The 16,072-nt window shown below is 47.9% G+C and carries 16 protein-coding genes, 3 tRNA genes and 1 pseudogene; 15 read left to right on the forward strand and 5 right to left on the reverse strand.

The window, feature by feature from the left end; all coding sequences use genetic code 11:
- From QGP82_RS25725 to QGP82_RS25765, 9 genes and pseudogenes are all read left to right on the forward strand, one after another.
- Positions 1–355: transposase (locus QGP82_RS25725; RefSeq protein WP_499061451.1), on the forward strand; the 355-nt coding region annotated here is incomplete at its 5' end.
- 152 nt (positions 356–507) lie between these two features.
- Positions 508–762 (forward strand): annotated as a pseudogene (locus tag QGP82_RS25730) (DIP1984 family protein); the annotation flags it as partial.
- A 232-nt stretch (positions 763–994) separates the two neighbouring features.
- A tRNA-Val gene (locus tag QGP82_RS25735) sits at positions 995–1,067 on the forward strand.
- Positions 1,068–1,497: 430 nt separating this feature from the next.
- Positions 1,498–1,947: a riboflavin biosynthesis intermediates N-glycosidase gene (gene ybiA, locus QGP82_RS25740; protein WP_163699904.1), complete on the forward strand. Its 450-nt coding sequence runs from the start codon at positions 1,498–1,500 to the stop codon at positions 1,945–1,947.
- Between the two features lie 3 nt (positions 1,948–1,950).
- Positions 1,951–2,025: transfer RNA gene (locus QGP82_RS25745), tRNA-Arg, on the forward strand.
- Between the two features lie 136 nt (positions 2,026–2,161).
- Positions 2,162–2,238 (forward strand) — tRNA-His (locus QGP82_RS25750).
- 386 nt (positions 2,239–2,624) lie between these two features.
- A complete protein-coding gene (locus tag QGP82_RS25755) occupies positions 2,625–3,350 on the forward strand; it encodes a hypothetical protein (protein WP_163699902.1) in 726 nt (241 codons plus the stop codon).
- A gap of 234 nt (positions 3,351–3,584) precedes the next feature.
- Positions 3,585–4,235: a hypothetical protein gene (locus QGP82_RS25760; RefSeq protein WP_163699901.1), complete on the forward strand. Its 651-nt coding sequence runs from the start codon at positions 3,585–3,587 to the stop codon at positions 4,233–4,235.
- Between the two features lie 63 nt (positions 4,236–4,298).
- Positions 4,299–5,066, forward strand: a complete 768-nt coding sequence (locus QGP82_RS25765; protein WP_163671167.1) for a hypothetical protein — start codon at positions 4,299–4,301, stop codon at positions 5,064–5,066.
- Positions 5,067–5,167: 101 nt separating this feature from the next.
- Here QGP82_RS25765 and QGP82_RS25770 read toward each other — a convergent pair whose 3' ends face one another.
- Together QGP82_RS25770 and trpS are read right to left on the reverse strand one after the other, a co-directional pair.
- The gene (locus QGP82_RS25770) at positions 5,168–6,142 is read right to left on the reverse strand and encodes a methylenetetrahydrofolate reductase (protein ID WP_499061452.1); all 975 of its coding nucleotides are present in this window, start codon (positions 6,140–6,142) and stop codon (positions 5,168–5,170) included.
- A gap of 131 nt (positions 6,143–6,273) precedes the next feature.
- Entirely contained in the window at positions 6,274–7,284 is a 1,011-nt protein-coding gene (gene trpS / locus QGP82_RS25775; RefSeq protein ID WP_499061453.1) for a tryptophan--tRNA ligase, read from the reverse strand.
- A 608-nt stretch (positions 7,285–7,892) separates the two neighbouring features.
- Here trpS and QGP82_RS25780 point away from each other — a divergent pair.
- On the forward strand, positions 7,893–8,117 hold the full coding sequence (locus tag QGP82_RS25780; protein ID WP_006518826.1) for a hypothetical protein: 225 nt from the start codon (positions 7,893–7,895) through the stop codon (positions 8,115–8,117).
- 9 nt (positions 8,118–8,126) lie between these two features.
- Here the strand turns inward: QGP82_RS25780 and QGP82_RS25785 are convergent, their stop codons facing one another.
- The gene (locus QGP82_RS25785) at positions 8,127–8,390 is read right to left on the reverse strand and encodes a hypothetical protein (protein ID WP_499061454.1); all 264 of its coding nucleotides are present in this window, start codon (positions 8,388–8,390) and stop codon (positions 8,127–8,129) included.
- Positions 8,391–8,569: 179 nt separating this feature from the next.
- Positions 8,570–8,779, reverse strand: a complete 210-nt coding sequence (locus QGP82_RS25790) for a hypothetical protein (RefSeq protein ID WP_163671163.1) — start codon at positions 8,777–8,779, stop codon at positions 8,570–8,572.
- Positions 8,780–8,894: 115 nt separating this feature from the next.
- On the opposite strand from QGP82_RS25790, the gene QGP82_RS25795 reads away from it, so the two are divergent.
- From QGP82_RS25795 to QGP82_RS25815, 5 genes are all read left to right on the forward strand, one after another.
- Positions 8,895–9,287, forward strand: a complete 393-nt coding sequence (locus tag QGP82_RS25795) for a 6-pyruvoyl trahydropterin synthase family protein (RefSeq protein WP_163699893.1) — start codon at positions 8,895–8,897, stop codon at positions 9,285–9,287.
- The gene (locus QGP82_RS25800) at positions 9,287–9,925 is read left to right on the forward strand and encodes a 7-carboxy-7-deazaguanine synthase QueE (protein ID WP_499061599.1); all 639 of its coding nucleotides are present in this window, start codon (positions 9,287–9,289) and stop codon (positions 9,923–9,925) included. Before QGP82_RS25795 ends, QGP82_RS25800 begins: the two co-directional genes overlap by 1 nt.
- A 16-nt stretch (positions 9,926–9,941) precedes the next feature.
- The gene (gene queC / locus QGP82_RS25805) at positions 9,942–10,610 is read left to right on the forward strand and encodes a 7-cyano-7-deazaguanine synthase QueC (RefSeq protein WP_163699891.1); all 669 of its coding nucleotides are present in this window, start codon (positions 9,942–9,944) and stop codon (positions 10,608–10,610) included.
- Between the two features lie 199 nt (positions 10,611–10,809).
- On the forward strand, positions 10,810–12,201 hold the full coding sequence (trmFO, locus tag QGP82_RS25810) for an FADH(2)-oxidizing methylenetetrahydrofolate--tRNA-(uracil(54)-C(5))-methyltransferase TrmFO (RefSeq protein WP_163699889.1): 1,392 nt from the start codon (positions 10,810–10,812) through the stop codon (positions 12,199–12,201).
- A 30-nt stretch (positions 12,202–12,231) separates the two neighbouring features.
- A complete protein-coding gene (locus tag QGP82_RS25815; RefSeq protein ID WP_163665958.1) occupies positions 12,232–13,155 on the forward strand; it encodes an alkaline phosphatase family protein in 924 nt (307 codons plus the stop codon).
- Here the strand turns inward: QGP82_RS25815 and QGP82_RS25820 are convergent.
- Complete coding sequence (locus QGP82_RS25820; RefSeq protein ID WP_499061455.1) at positions 13,152–15,671, reverse strand: DAHL domain-containing protein; 2,520 nt, start codon at positions 15,669–15,671, stop codon at positions 13,152–13,154. The two genes, QGP82_RS25815 and QGP82_RS25820, sit on opposite strands and share 4 nt — an antisense overlap.
- Between the last annotated feature and the right edge of the window lie 401 nt (positions 15,672–16,072).

Here is a 16,072-nt window from a genome sequence, read left to right on the forward strand (position 1 = left end):
TCAGCTGCTGGATGCAGACAATACTGATGATGAGTTGTGGGCCGATAGTGCCTATCTCTCGATAGCGATTGTCACGGTGTTAGAGATGATGGGCTTTGAGAGTCATATCAACGAACGGGCCTATCGCTATCGCCCCCTGAGCGAACAGCAGATAGCGGATAATCGTGAGCGCTCAAAAACGCGGGCCAAGGTTGAACACGTGTTTGGTTCAATGGTCAATGAGATGGGAGGTAAAGTCATTCGAACCATTGGGTTAGCGAGAGCCGAAATCATGCTCGGTCTCAAAAACTTGACCTATAATTTCAAGCGCTATGTCTTCTGGCTAAAGCAAGACATGGCTGAAGCCACGGCCTAAGCGACAGGATAGCCAGCTCTAAAACAGCCCCCATGAACAGATTTTGTCCGTTTGGAACCCTTCAACATCTAAAAAAAGGGGAGGATAACAGTCTCAGATGAGACTCGATTTTTCAGAAGCCTAATAAATAGAGGTGCCCTAATGCTAATACAGCATTTGCTGAGGGTTCTCTGTCAGATGCCCTGGCTCAGCGGGATACTCTATTCACTAAGCGAAGTGTTTTGGAAAACCTAATCCAAGCCGCCTCCATTACCCATGATCGGTACAGCCGTTCAGAAGTGAGATTTGTGAGTACAGTAGATATTGGCAGTCTACAGCGTCAGTTAGACGGTATCTCACGGGATTATCGTTTGCTAGATGCCCAGATTCAATCGCTGAACTGGCAGATTGACCTGTTAGGTGGTTAAAACAAATAGTCGGTAGCTAAATTCAACAGAAGCGAACACAACCCGCCAACTGGGCAAGTTGGAAACGTCGTATACCAAACGACCCTTGGATGCGCTGGGGCAGTGCAAATGGGTTCGATTCCCGTTTATAAATTACGCCCAGCATTGTGACAAGTGCACATCCTATTGTGACTGCTTACTACCTTGTGTTGATCGGTTGAATTTAGTGAGGGTGGGTTCGGGGACTATTGCTGGTGTAGCTCAATTGGCAGAGCAGCTGTTTTACCCACAGAAGGTTACGGGTTCGATTCCTATCGGGACTACCACTTGCTTCCATAGCCCAGCGGATTCAGAGCAGCGCCCTTCGAAGGCGATGGTCCTAGGTACTTTTCGAGAAGGTAAAGCCTACAAAGGCTAGTAGAGGTGCTTGTTATTAACCAGTAAGGAGGTTGTTTTTATTGAAGTTTATGTTATTTAGAAATTACCCTGAAGAGACGTTCCATAGAACGTCTCTTCAGGAGGCCAGGATCATAATGCGTGCCCTCACGGTTAGAGCCTACATACTTTAAGGACGAGAGGAACGGTAATACCAAAACGATGTGCGTTTGCAAACAGGGATCGCGAAGAATCTGAAAGGTCGGCTTTAAAGTAGCCATCCTCTAAGGAGTGTGTAAAAACTCATCACAAGATTCTGCAACAGGGCAGGCACAAGGCGTTGCCCCTACAAGGATTTCCTGAATGAAGGTGGAGGTTTTTATGACGATTTATTTTTATAGCAATCGCGAAGAACCTTACGGGTGTTTCTCAAATTTTTCGAGACATGGTGTGTTGTTAGATGGTCGATGGTGGCCGACAACAGAACATTACTTCCAGGCTCAGAAATTCATAGAAACCGATCCAAGCTGGGCCGACAAAATTGGCAATGCGAAAGCACCCAAGGATGCGGCTGTGATGGGTCGAAACCGAAGCCATCCCCTTCGTCCTGATTGGGAACAGGTCAAAGATGACATTATGCATCGAGCCGTGCTCACTAAATTTCGCACACATGCGGATATCCAAGCTATTTTGCTAGGGACTGACAATGAGACATTGGTTGAAAATGCTCCTGGAGATTACTATTGGGGGTGTGGAAAAGATGGCAGCGGTCTGAACAAATTAGGTCAAATTTTAGAAGTTGTGAGGTCAACAATTCGAGCAACAGCTTAGCAAGGGAGTGTCGCCTAGAGGATGGGCATCGATCTTCTAACTCGATCTGTGTAGGTTCAAATCCTACCACTCCTGCCACTGCAAACAATGGGCCTGTAGCTTAACTGGAAAAGCATCTGCCTTGCAAGCAGAAAGATGTCGGTACTCTAGCGAGAAGGCTTACGCCTACAATTCCGACCAGTGTCCACCCAATAATCTCTTCGAATTTATTATGTTGGCCGAATCCGAAGTGGACGAGGAGCTGGTCTGTGAAACCAGTGTTAACGGGTTCAAGCCCCGTCGGTCAACCCAAGGGGAGGTAGCCTAAATTGGACAAGGCAGCCGTAAAAACGTTGGAAGACGGTTCCCATCAGGACGACCAGGTTTACCAAAGTAGGGTTCATAGTTGCATCGCGACGTTTCCCGAAAACCGTAAACGGATAACAGGTTGCAGAAGCACTGAAAGGAATTCATTGTCCGAGATGGGGGAAGTTCCCATCTGCCTGCGGGTAGTAAGGAAGCGCGTTTCCTGAAAGTTATCGTTGGTCGATGCGGGTTCGAGTCCCGTCCTCTCCATTAGTTGTTATCGTTGGAGGCCGAAATGGCCCATATTCGGTTGAAAGTCTTACCTGGCATGGGTGTAATAAAAAATGCCCAGAAGGAAAAGCCTTACATAAGATTGTTATTGAGTTTGCATTATGAGCGAACATCGACTGAGTGAAATTGTGATTGAGCGTCCCCGAGGTGGGATGCGTATTAGTTCTAAAAAACTCAAAGGATATCGCAAAGAGCTGGAGCAGATTACGCGGGTAGCAACCGAAGATGGGTTGCTGAGCCCATATCTGATTAAGCCACGACGGAAATCGAAGTGGTTATCGGATCATCTAGGACCGTTGCGTAAGTTGTTGCAATCGCAAGTGGGTCAACCCTGGGACCAGGTGTATAGTCGTCTCTGTCGTGATCTTAATCCTCGTACCATGGCTGGTCAGCATGTGATTGATCACCTTTGGGATTTTGTAGAACAGCATGTGGAAATTATTGATGGTCTACCGTATGCCAACAATAATCGTTGGTCCTGGCGTGGCGAACGGCCTTCTTTAGCAGACAGCTATGGAACAAAATTCTATGTGCACCCTGAAACGGGATTGCTGTGTGTGGCTCCCCTGACGTGCCGTAGATTGGAACCTACCCCCCCTAAACGTGAGATTGAAATCAGTGCTTATGAACAGTATCGTCAAATAAAGAATATCTGGTATCGCATTACCTTTGAGGTACTATCATCTTCCTTTGTCTGGGATATGTTACTCAAAGAGACAATTGATGCCAAAAAAGCTTTGCGAACATATGGTCGAAGGATCTACGCTGCAAAGAAACGTCAGTGTAGTAAGCGAGACCTGAAAAAAGTTCGTGACTTACTCTCTTAGATGGAGAACCTGAGGGCTTAGTTATGAGTTTTGGATTTAGCATTGTGGGTCTTACATTTAGCTTTATGCCATGCACCTTAACCGCACACCTAATACCCAATAACTAATAACTTCTAGCCCATGCTTTTATTGGCGACCACGTTATTTTGGGGCAGTGAAGAATCTATAGAAACTGTAGACAAGCAGCCATAGATAATGAAATGCTCAAACAGAGAGCTATCTGGAAGCAATTCTATGGACCGTGAATCCCTACTAAAATTTCCTCGTTATGCGTTCTATACGGTTTTAGTATGTGGTTTATTGTATATCCTGATTCCGATGGATCCCCCTGCACTGCAGGGTTCTATTCTTAAGATTGTTATCCAGCAGCTGACACTATTAATAGTTATAGCTCTTTTTTTAGAGCGTGCCCTAGAGGTATACAAGCTTTCATATTTATCACCGGAGAAAGAGCGATTAGCTGTTCAGGTAGAGCAGATGCAGCTGGAGCTTCAGGGGCTATTCGCTCAGGCTGAGGCGAGTTCGAAGAGCGTAGTTATTGAAGCAACTCAGCTGCGTTTATTTAATGCAGAGGAAAAGCTTCGGGTTTATAGAACCTACATGCGCCAGAATCTTTTGCGAGTGGCTATTATTTTTGGAGCGCTGATTAGTTTAGTGGGTGTGCGATCTCTAGAAAATGCATTCAACTTTCCAGTACCAGAGTCTGTGTTGGAGATCTTTCGCTTCTATTTGTTTCGAGTGTTGGATGTCATATTAACAGCCGGTTTAATTGCTGGAGGCAGTGAGGGCATCCATAACGTTATTAAAAAACTCGGTAGCCTTTTTCCGGACGTTCCGCAGAAAATTGTGGAATTTGTCCAGGCAATTAAGCAAGATCCCGTATAGCTTGGGATATCCGTTAGGAATTCACACCGGGGTCACTGTTAAAGATATTCAGGAGGTGACCCCATGGTAAGTATCCATCAGCTACTGAATCACTTAATCGAGACTGAACAGACTGTTAGTCAATCAGACTTTTTAGCCCCCTGTGTACGCCAGGGCTATTTGCGTACCCGTGTGAACGGATTGGTGTATACATTTACATTAAAGGGATGGCCTTTTGAAGGTTGGGGACTGTTTCGCCCGACGACCTATGAGACTGTTACCTTGGTTAAGGAAGCAGGAGTACCTGAGATAGCGCAATATTTACGGCGATTGCAGCCGTTTCGATTTTATTTAGTGCATCGGTTATATCATCGTAGCTGGTTAGCTTATCCAATTAATGAAGCTGATGTGCACCGGCAGCTAGGGGAAGTGAGGCCTGTGGTGGTGCATTTGGTGACTGATGCGTTTGCCTTTGATCAGGTGATTGCTCGCTGGGATGGCAATGCTTTCTGGTTTGAGCAGGGAGAGCGGTCAGCAGAGCATGCAATCTCACCCTACCTTTGTCAATCGCTTGCTGAGGGTACTGCGCCCGATGAGCTGCATATGGCAGGCTTAACCCCAGAGGCTCTTACGGCCTATAGCTTAGCGATTAAAACTGGCGATGGTAATTTGCAACATTGTCAGGAGCAAGGAGACTTTTGGTCAGCTCATTGGACTACGGCGGATGGTGAGTCTCATACGAGTACCCTTGCTAAGGATGATCTAGCGGTGATTAGTGCGGGAATTTGCCTGAGGGATTGCGATCGCGACTATGACTTGCAATCCTTGGTGGGGATTTCTGCGCAGACCTAGGGGTGTGGCGTAAGCAGGGCATGATGCTTTTGGGACAATGGTCAGGCCTAACCGCTCCCACGATCTGCCATGGGCTGAGGCTGTAGATTCATAGATCAAGTTTAGTTTTGCAACACTGGAAATTCTAATGGCTGAGGCGTTTCCATCGATGTTTTCGGTTTGTCAATCGGGCCAATGCCTGCCCGGTCCAAAATTTCTGGAATCAGATCTTCGCGACGAATGGCCATAATATGCACACCCTGGCACAGACTTTGAGCCAGTTTGATTTGCTCAGCCGCGATCGCAATTCCTTCTTGCAAGGGTTCTTTCGCTGTGGCCAGACGGTTGATAATGTCATCTGGAATGTGAACGCCAGGCACATTGCGATTTAGAAAAGCTGCATTCTTAGCCGACTTGAGCAGGAAGATGCCAGCCAAAATGGGCTTTTGGGCCTGGGCTGCAATCTGGGTCATAAACTTTTCTAGACGCTCAAAGTCAGAGATTAGCTGGCTTTGGAAAAATTGGGCACCAGCTTCGACCTTACGCTCAAAGCGCTTTTGTAAGCCAGACCAGCTGGGGCTCTGGGGATCAATGGCGGCTCCGGCAAAAATGTTCAGGGGACCGTCGGGTAATTTTTTCTCGTTGAGGTCAATCCCCCGGTTGAGCTGGCCAATGGTTCGCAACAGCCGCACAGATTCGAGATCAAAAACGCTTCGCGCTTTAGGGTGGTCGCCCGCTTTAACGGGGTCACCGGTTAAGGCTAAAACATTGTGAATGCCCAGGGCATGGGCTCCCATCAGATCAGCCTGGAGGGCAATGCGGTTGCGATCTCGACAGGCCATCTGACAAATGGGTTCAACATCCGCTTGCTTAAGCAATACTGCCGAGGCTAGCGAGGACATCCGCAACACGGCCCGGCTGCCATCGGTGATATTGACACCGTGCACCCGTCCTTTTAGCAGCTGCGCCATTTTGATCATGTGGCTGGGGTTTCCGCCCTTGGGGGGCATCACCTCGGCGGTAATGATAAATTTATGGTTTGCGATCGCAGACCGCAACAGCGAAGGGGCTGAATGGAAGCCGTTAGATGTGCTCATCGAAAAAAATTATTTAAGCAAGATTGTAGAGAGATAGAACATCGCTCCCCTGGGAAATGCTTCACCTGGGGAATAGTCAACAGATGTCCAGTGGATATCCTCCATGGTACGGGACAGTGGGACAGTAATCTTTATAGCGGTTTTGAATAGCCTAACGCGTCCTTAACCTTAGCTAAGGTGCTATTGGCAATAACTGTAGCCTTCTCATTACCCTTTTTGAGCACCGATTCAAGATAGCTACGATCATCCATCAGGGCCTGGTACTTTTCTTGAATTGGCTGTAGGGCTGCGATCGCAGTTTCCGTTAATAACGGCTTAAACTGACCCCAACCCATATCGGCGCATTCCTCTGCTACGGCTGCTTTTTCTTGACCCGATAGCAGCATATACAGCGTCAGTAAATTATTGCATTCGGGACGCTCTGGGTTACCAAACTCCAACCCACGCATGGGGTCAGTCTTACATTTTTTGATCTTCTTCTTAATCAAATCAGGGGTATCGCCAATTTCAATGCGGCTGAGTTCAGATGAGTCTGACTTGGACATTTTCTTAGTGCCATCGGTTAAACTCATGACCCGTGCTCCATCAGTACGAATCAAGGCATCGGGCACTTTGAGTACCGGTTCTTTTTTCTTGCCAAACTGATGGTTTAGTCTGACCGCGATATCGCGGGTGAGCTCAATATGCTGCTTTTGGTCTTCACCAACGGGCACCAGGTCGGGTTCATACAACAAAATGTCTGCAGACTGTAGTACCGGATAATCCAGCAATCCGACGCTAACGTTTTCTCCTTGCTTGACAGCCTTTTCCTTAAACTGAATCATCCGTTCCAACCAGTTTAGGGGGGTGATGCAGTTGAACAGCCAAGCCAGTTCACTATGGGCACTGATGTGGGATTGCACAAAGACCGTTGAGCGCTCTGGATCAATGCCGCAGGCCAAGTAAGCCGCCGCGACTTTATAGGTATTTTCTGCCAGCAGTTTTGGATCGTGGGGAACGGTGATGGCATGCAGGTCGGCCAAAAATAAGAAGCAATCATACTCATCCTGCATCTCTACCCAGTTACGAATTGCGCCGAGATAGTTCCCCAAGTGCAAGTTGCCAGTGGTTTGAATGCCTGAAAGGATACGCTTTTTAGTCATGGATGAGGGGATGGAGAAAATTGCGGTTCTGATCCGTGGATAGTCTTTGGCAGGACAAGACTTAAATGTCTACGCCCAAGATAAAGGGGGTACCCAACATTAGAATGTCGTCAGCTTGACCTAGCATCAAGCACTTCTGAAAGATTCTATAAGACCACCGAGGCTTTCAGTCATAGAAATTCAGCTTTGGGTCTGAGGGAAGCTTTGGTTGCTCAAATGTTGGTGTCTAGCTCGACGCTAAGATCTTGATGTGGAATGTAGGCAAACGTTCAGCCACATCGCTTAGTCAACACTCCGTTACCTAGTCAAACAAATGTAAAAATTTTATGTAGTTTATCGTTTGCCCTTGGCAGTTGACGGATTTTTTACTTTTTCTGGTGAGTACGGCTGAGCATTGGCTCATGCTGAATGTATAGTTGCTGCAAGCTCTATGTATCAATTGTTTTCGCTGTAACTGTTCAATTTATAAGACGCTAATGACCCCTATATCACCCATGCACTTACCAACACAAGAGTACGTATTTGCGAATACCTGGTAAAAATTCCTGATAAGTATCTAGTTAAATTTGCTGATGCTTTTTAGTTACTTTGCAAAGATTATGTGAACAATGTTGCCTAAAAAATACGCACGCATGTGGATAATCACCACGATTCTAGACGGTGGCGATATAGAAGAAGCCATTATTAAAGCAATGGCTATGAATGCCAAGCGCCCAAGCCATCTCCCTCCCCAAGGGTTTTTGCTGGCGATGTTGGCCAGGATCAGTAAGGCGAGGCCAGAAGTTCAGGAGTCGATTGAGGTTCCCGTGGTTGAAGGGGGGCAAGCGCCTTAATCTTAGGTTCTACAAGAATTCCAGGTAACTGACGACGTATCCTTTAGGTTCCTTTTTGTGACTGGGTTTGGTAAAAAACTTACTTTGTAGAGCTAGATCTCGTAGCCGCTCAGCCATGGATTCTAAGGTGTCTTTTACTTGCTGGCTGTAGCCTTCTTTGGCTCTCAGTTTTGTTTCTATACCCATCCATTCGGCGACCGCCATCATTTGTTCTGGCGTCAGCGAGTTGAGCAGTACCTGCTCGCTGGAATGAAGAGGGGGCTCTGTACGCATAGTTCAAGGGGAAATTAACGGGGGATTAAGATTAAGTCTAGTTTTTTGAGTCGTTATGTTTGGAAAAATAGGAAGAATGTACGTAAAAAGTACAGTAAAACTACGCAAATTATGTACTTAGGATGTTGCTAATCTTTGCATTTGCCAACAATAAATCCCCGATAGCTGACCGCATATAGCTATTGGGGATTTTGTTTGTTAGATGACAAGATCCAAAGCTTGTGACTCATCCAGGCTAGTGACCAGACCATATCAGGATGCCTATAGCCTTCTTCAAACCGATGCTCTAATTCGGATAATAGCCAGGTTGCTACCAGGGCTAACTGTTGCGAATCTAACGATTGGATTAACTGCTGTTCTGCCAGGTTTTTAGGTTCTTGATTTACCATGCTCGTGGATACTTTAGATTTCTTGGATTTTCAGCGTCTGATATTTTCCTTACAACTCAGGTTGTAGTGATTTCTGAATTATCATGGGAAACTGCCTATCAGTTTTCCAGCACCCATGGCCAAGTGGACTCTCAAAACAGAATTTACCTTTGATGCTGCGCACTTCATCAAAGACTATGACGGCCCCTGCGGACGTATGCATGGCCACACCTATCGAGTTCGTATGGAAGCGGCTGCCGCTAAGCTCCACAGCTCTGAATATTGTCCCCATGAGGTGATGGTGACAGATTTTCGGACCCTGCGTTGGGCTAAACGCGATGTGGAAAAAGGGGGGCTGGATCATTGCCTACTCAATGAGGTGCTGCCGGAGGGGTATGAAACGACCGCTGAGATGATTGCCAAATACATCTACGACAAGACCTGTAAGTCGCTACCTGTCGGGGTCACTTTAAAGGTGGCGGTGTCCGAAACTCCCGATTCTTGGGTTGAATACGATGAGGGTGCATGATGCTGAGCGAACTAACCTTGTCTCCTACGGCAGATATTGCCGAAACTACTTACCCGATAGTTGAAACCTTTCACTCTGTGCAAGGCGAAGGAACCTGGTGCGGGGCCAGCGCATTTTTTATTCGTTTGGCTGGGTGTGATGTGGGCTGCCCCTGGTGTGATACCAAAATTTCCTGGAGTGCCAAGCCCCATCCGCAGCAGACCATGGGTGAGTTGGTCAAACAGGCGCACACAGCCCAGCCCTTCATGGTGGTCATTACTGGGGGCGAACCCCTGATGCACGATCTGGCCCCCCTCACCCAGGCACTGCGACAGGCAGGGTTACGCATTCATCTAGAAACCTCAGGGGCCCATCCCTTTAGCGGTGAGTTTGACTGGGTCTCATTGTCTCCGAAACGCTTTAAGCCACCCCAGTCCAGTATCTATGCCCAGGCAGATGAACTGAAAGTGGTGATTAGCACCGAAGACGATCTGATTTGGGCTCAAGAGCAAGCGGCCCAGGTGCCGGTGACCACCATTAAGCTACTGCAGCCGGAATGGACCAGTGACCATAGTCAGCGGCTGGTATTTGACTATGTCAAACGGCATTCTGGCTGGCGTATGAGCTTGCAAACCCACAAATTCTTGGGAGTTAGGTAGGAGTAGGGGAGATGAGATGAAAAAGGCCGTTGTTTTACTCTCCGGTGGGTTAGATTCTGCCACTGTCGCTGCCCAAGCGATCGCAGATGGCTATGGCGTCATTGCCCTATCGTTTCGCTATGGTCAGCGCCACAGTCGCGAGTTAGTGGCGGCTAAGGTAATTGCCAGTCATCTAGGGATTAACCAGCATTTCATTGTGGATGTGAATCTATCCCAGTGGGGGGGCTCTTCCCTTACGGATACTCAGCAAACGTTGCCTCAAGATGGGGTGGCACCGGATGTGATTCCATCTACCTATGTGCCAGGGCGCAATACGGTGTTTATTTCCCTGGCCCTATCGCTGGCTGAAGCTCAAGGGGCTGAAGCGATTTATCTAGGGATCAACGCGGTGGACTATTCAGGATATCCAGACTGTCGACCTGAGTATCTAGAAGCATTTCAAACCCTGGCAAATTTGTCGTCAAAGGTGGGTGTAGAGGGAACCCCGATTACGCTGAAGGCACCTTTAGTGATGGATTCTAAAGTTGATATTGTGAAGCGGGCGGTGGCGCTAAAGGTGCCAATTCCCCAAACCTGGTCTTGTTATGCCGGTGGAGATACCCCCTGCGGAAAATGTGATTCCTGCCGCATTCGCGATCAGGCCCTGATTGAAGCAGGCTATCCCCAGTGGACCAGCCCCTCGTAGGTTGGGTTGAGCTCCCCCACAATTCCCCTCGCCTCTGCCCGAACCTATCATGGGAAACCCAACAAGCGATATCCCTCGCCTCTGACCAAGCCCAATCAACGCAAAACCCAACAAGGCCAACGAAATATCACAATGTCGATTTGTTGGGTTTCGCGGGCTCAACCCAACCTACAATGATGAATCCTGCACTACTTGCGCTATGACGGATCACCCTACAAAACCTATCCACGTTATTGGCGGTGGCCTTGCCGGTACTGAGGCCACCTGGCAAATTGCCCAGGCAGGAATTCCCGTGGTGCTCCACGAAATGCGTCCGGTCAAGCTCAGTCCGGCCCACCACTCAGAGCATGTGGCAGAGCTGGTGTGCAGTAACTCCTTTGGGGCCAAGGCCACCGATCGCGCGTCAGGATTGCTGCATGAGGAGCTACGACAGCTCGGCTCAGTGGTGATTGCCCGGGCTGATGAACATGCGGTCCCTGCCGGCGGTGCCCTGGCGGTGGATCGGGGCGTCTTTAGTCGCGACTTGACAGAAACATTAGAGCAGCATCCATTAATTGAGTTGCGTCGTCATGAGGTCACAGCTATTCCGACCGATGGCCCGGTGGTGCTGACCACAGGGCCACTGACCAGCGACGCCCTGGCGGCGGACCTGCGCCAGTTTACAGGCCAGGACTACATGAGCTTTTTTGATGCGGCCAGCCCAATTGTGGTAGGCGAGTCCATCAATCGCGATGTTGCGTTTATGGCTTCCCGCTATGACCGTGGTGAGGCGGCTTATCTCAACTGCCCCATGAATAAGGAGGAGTACCTGGCGTTTTGGACAGCCTTATGTGCGGCAGAACAGGCAGAACTAAAGGACTTTGAGCAGGAAACGGCAAAGTTTTTCGAGGGCTGTTTGCCCATTGAGGAAATGGGACGTCGCGGTGAAGACACCATGCGCTATGGGCCTCTAAAGCCTGTCGGTTTGTTTGATACTCAGCGTTATGGTGCGTTTGATGCACCGGAAAATAAAACCAAAAAACCCTATGCGGTGGTGCAGCTGCGCCAGGAAGATAAAGGTGGTCAGCTGTGGAATATGGTTGGGTTTCAGACAAATCTGCGCTGGGGCGAACAAAAGCGAGTATTTCGAATGATTCCAGGTCTGGAGAATGCTGAATTTGTCCGCATGGGGGTGATGCATCGCAACACCTTTATCAATTCACCGGAACTGTTGAGCAGTGCGCTGCAGTTTCATCAGCGGGCCAACTTGTTTGCAGCCGGTCAGCTGGTGGGAACTGAAGGGTACACAGCCGCCTGTGCAGGGGGCTGGTTAGCGGGCACCAATGCCGCTCGGTCTGTGTTGGGGCTGCCCCTGGTGTCGCTGCCGGTGACGACAATGATGGGGGCGCTGTTTGACTTTATTAGCTCTGCAGAACCTAAGCATTTTCAGCCGATGCCGCCAAACTTTGGTATTTTTCCAGCATTACCCCAGCGGATTCGTAATAAGCGAGAACGGTATGGGAAATATCGCGATCGCAGCTTCTCCGATCTCCACACCTGGGCCGAGGCTAATCAAATTCACTTAAAGAAACCGATACTGGCAACAGCATAGGAGGGGGATAGGCTCACCCAACACCAGACAATGGGCAAACCCCAATTCATTCTGTTGTTTTTAGATGGTCTAGGTTTAGGCACCCCTGGACCCCATAACCCTGTGAGTAATCCTGCCGCGATGCCCCACTGGCAATCCCTGTGCAGCCAACCCTTGCTGGCTGGGGCCTATGCCCAACACCCTAACCTATTGCTCAAACCCATAGACGCCACCCTGGGGGTGCCAGGACTTCCCCAGAGCGCCACCGGGCAAACCACCATTTACACAGGCCACAATGCTGCCAGGTTTCGCGGGAAGCACCAGACCGGTTTTGCCAATGGCTCCCTGCGTCAGCTGATTGAACCCTATGGGTTGTTCAAACAGGTACTCGCCCTGGGAGAAACAGCCACCCTAGCGAACCTCTATTCCCCGGCTTACTTTGAAGCCATTGCTCAGCGGCGATGGCGCTATTCCGTCTGTACGCTGTTGAATATGACCGCAGGGCTGCCGTTTCGTATGCAGTACGAATATGAAGCAGGAGAAGCAATTTTTTGGGATATTACGGGAGAAATCGCCAGCTCTCGGGGTGTGGCTACACCACCCATTACCCCTGAGGTGGCGGGTAACTATCTAGCAGCACTGGGCAACAGCCATAGCGTCACCTTGTTTGAGTGCTATCTCAGCGACTATGCAGGCCATGCCCAACACTATGACCGAGCCGTAACCGTATTGCAGCGGATTGATCGGTTCCTGGCTGCCGTCATTGCAGCCTTAGCCGCAGATGCAACACTCATTGTGGTCAGTGACCATGGCAATGTAGAAGACTTATCTACAAAATGCCATACCCTCAATGCCGTACCGTTATGGGTGGTTGGCCCTGCGGCTAACAAATTTAGTCATGTGGATGATCTCACAGATATTACACCCACTATTTTGGATTGTCTGAGTCATGCGATTGCAGTGAGAGAGAATTAAATTAATGCAGGAATGGTTGGGTCGCTTTCCTGTAGGTACTTGTTAACGACCGTTAATAGTATTTCAGGATTGATGGGTTTAGATAAATAATCCGCAGCATCTGGAGAAACACCATGATTCTGCGCTGCTTTTGAAGTCTGTAAAATGATAGGCGTCTTCCTGGGGTTAGAATTTTGTCTGATGGCCTCAATCATTCGCCAACCATTCATATCCAATATCATTGGATCCAGGATGATCAGGTCAGGTAAGAGCTGATCGGCCATTTTTGCCCCCTTGCGACTATTGTGGGTTAAAACAACAAAAAAACCTTGACTAACCAGGGTTTTCCAAATCAACTCACAGGTTGTTGTATCCTCATCGATAACCAATACACATCCCGAACAGGGTGCTTTTATTAAAGAGAAATTGAGAATGTCAGCGGTCGATTCTGGGCTATGTCCATTGGTATGTGGTGTGGGACTGGTGGATTCTATGGTTGGCTCAGTTATAATTTTGTCCGATAAGGGGCGGGTTATTTCCTGAATAGTTTTCGGGATTTGTATCGTGAATGTTGTGCCTTTGCCAACTTCACTTTGGACATTGACGTTACCTCCCATCATCTGGACAAATCGTTTAGTGATCGTGAGCCCAAGTCCGGTGCCACCATATTTTCGGGTGGTTGAAGAATCTGCTTGAGAAAAAGCATTAAAGACTTTTTGTAACTGCTCTGGCATCATGCCAATACCCGTATCTTGAATGCAAAAGTCTATGTAGCTGTTATTGTCAGTCTGGGTTGAAGTCACATTGACGGTAATGGTGCCATTTTGAGTGAATTTACTGGCATTACTCAACAGGTTAAAGAGACTTTGTCGGACCTTAACCGGGTCTGCATGCATCTTGTCAATATCATCTGAATATTGAATCTTTAAAGTATTGTTATTCTTTGCGATCATCGGCTGCATTGTTGCGGCTACATCCTGCACCAAAGGTTTGATGTTAAATGTTTCTAAATACATCTCCATGCGACCAGCTTCCACTTTAGAGAGATCTAGAACATCGTTGATCAGGCCCAAGAGATGTTTGCCAGCACCATGAATCTTTTGTAGTTCAGGGATAAAGCCATCTTGACCCAAATCCTCTGCATCTTCCTCAAGCATTTCGCTATAACCGATAATAGCGTTGAGCGGTGTGCGTAGCTCATGGCTCATATTGGCAAGAAATTCACTTTTGGCCTGGCTGGCTTCTTCCGCTTTTAGACGCTCTACTTCTGCTTTTAGACGCTCTGCTTCTGCTTTTTTCTGGGCTTCGTGAGCTTTTCTTAGGGCTTCATCATTGGCTTCAAGGCTCAGGGCCAGTTGAAACTCGGCCTTCTTATGGGTGCTGATATCTTTCCAAAATATCGAAAGCCCATCCATGCTGGGGCTAAGGCGGAACTCAAGCCAGCGGGCCTTCGAGGTGAGGCGAGCCTCAAATGTCACCGTAGACTGTTGATTAAACGCTGCCTTGTAATAATGTTTCTGGTCTTTGCCAAGCTCTGGCGGTAATGCACTCCAGAGTGTTTGGCCGATGAGTTCGTCTGGTGACTTGTCTAAATCTTTTGCGGCATGGGCATTAGCATAGGTTATGACCCACTGATTATCGACATCGATAAAGGCATCATCCAGGCTCTCGGATAGAAAATTGGTGATTTTTTCAGCTTTATGGGATTGTTGCTTTTTCAGCTTGAAATAGATGGGAACCCCCACCATGCCGATGCTCCATAGCAGAGCGGCTAGTTGAAACAGTTTAGCCCTGGTATGGGCTTTAGAGTAAGCGTCTTCATAGGTATTAGATAGATTCTGTAACTGTTGTGTGGTGGGTAATGCTAATAGCGATTGGCTAAGCTGATCGATCTGAGGTTTCTGTTCTAAGATAATGCGGGAGTAATTGAGCACCCTCTCGGCGGTGTCGCGATCGCGAACATTGCCAGCATCCACCAACGCCTGCAACTGGTCAATTTGGCCCTGAAGTTCAGTGAGTGATACCTCGCTTGGCGCAAAAGTATAGATTACGATCTGTTCGAGCAGGTCTGTGACAGCGGGATAAGCCTGTTTTCCCACCTTTTCAGAACCTGCTGTCTTAATGTCTTTATTTAAGGTGAGTAGGGCCGATAGCGTATCTTTTATAACTAAGTTCTGTGCTTGAAACTGTTCTGCAAGTTTAGCTTTTGCAGTGACACTGTCGCCATAGTCATCCAAAATTCCTTGCAGTTGCTGACTGCTCCGATTGCTCAGAAAGTTAGGAATATTTTGAAGCTCACCGTGCAGTTGATCTATCTGCTTTAATTCTTGGGCGAGTTCCTTAGAAGACGGTTGTAGCGATTGTCGGTTTTTAAGAACAGTTTCGTTGACACTTAAATCCTGTTGAAGTTGCTCCGATAGATGCCCTTGATAGAGCACATGGGGGGCACCATTAACTGAACGCCCTTTTACTAGCAACCCTATCCAAACTAGCAGTGCGCCAATTGCAGCTGACAGTATGATTGGTTTGTATTTCATACTCCATTCCCTAGGAGACTAATGAGCAGCGAGCATGGGGGTACAGAGTCCTAATCAATTCCTTTTGTTTCAGAATATGGACAAATGGACACTGGAACATGATTTTGGCTGCTTAAGCATGAACTGGCAAGCGCCTACTGTGAGGATCGGACTTGATGGGAATTACTTTAATTAGTGGTGATTGTGGTAAATACAAATATAAATACATACGACCCTGATAAATATCTGGAAAGAATCAAGAATACATAGATAAAACCCTATATTTACCCTTTTATTTGAGAAAATGTGCCGCTTGCTTAAGATTGTGAAGAGTCTAAGATTTTTTGTAGATCTGGGGAACAAATATAAATATTAAGTAACCGTCCCAGAAAATATGTTGGCTGAATGTTGGCTGAGCGAAG

The organism is Leptothoe sp. LEGE 181152, assembly GCF_032906605.1.
In the GTDB taxonomy this organism is placed as follows: Bacteria; Cyanobacteriota; Cyanobacteriia; order Phormidesmidales; family Phormidesmidaceae; genus Leptothoe; species Leptothoe turfae.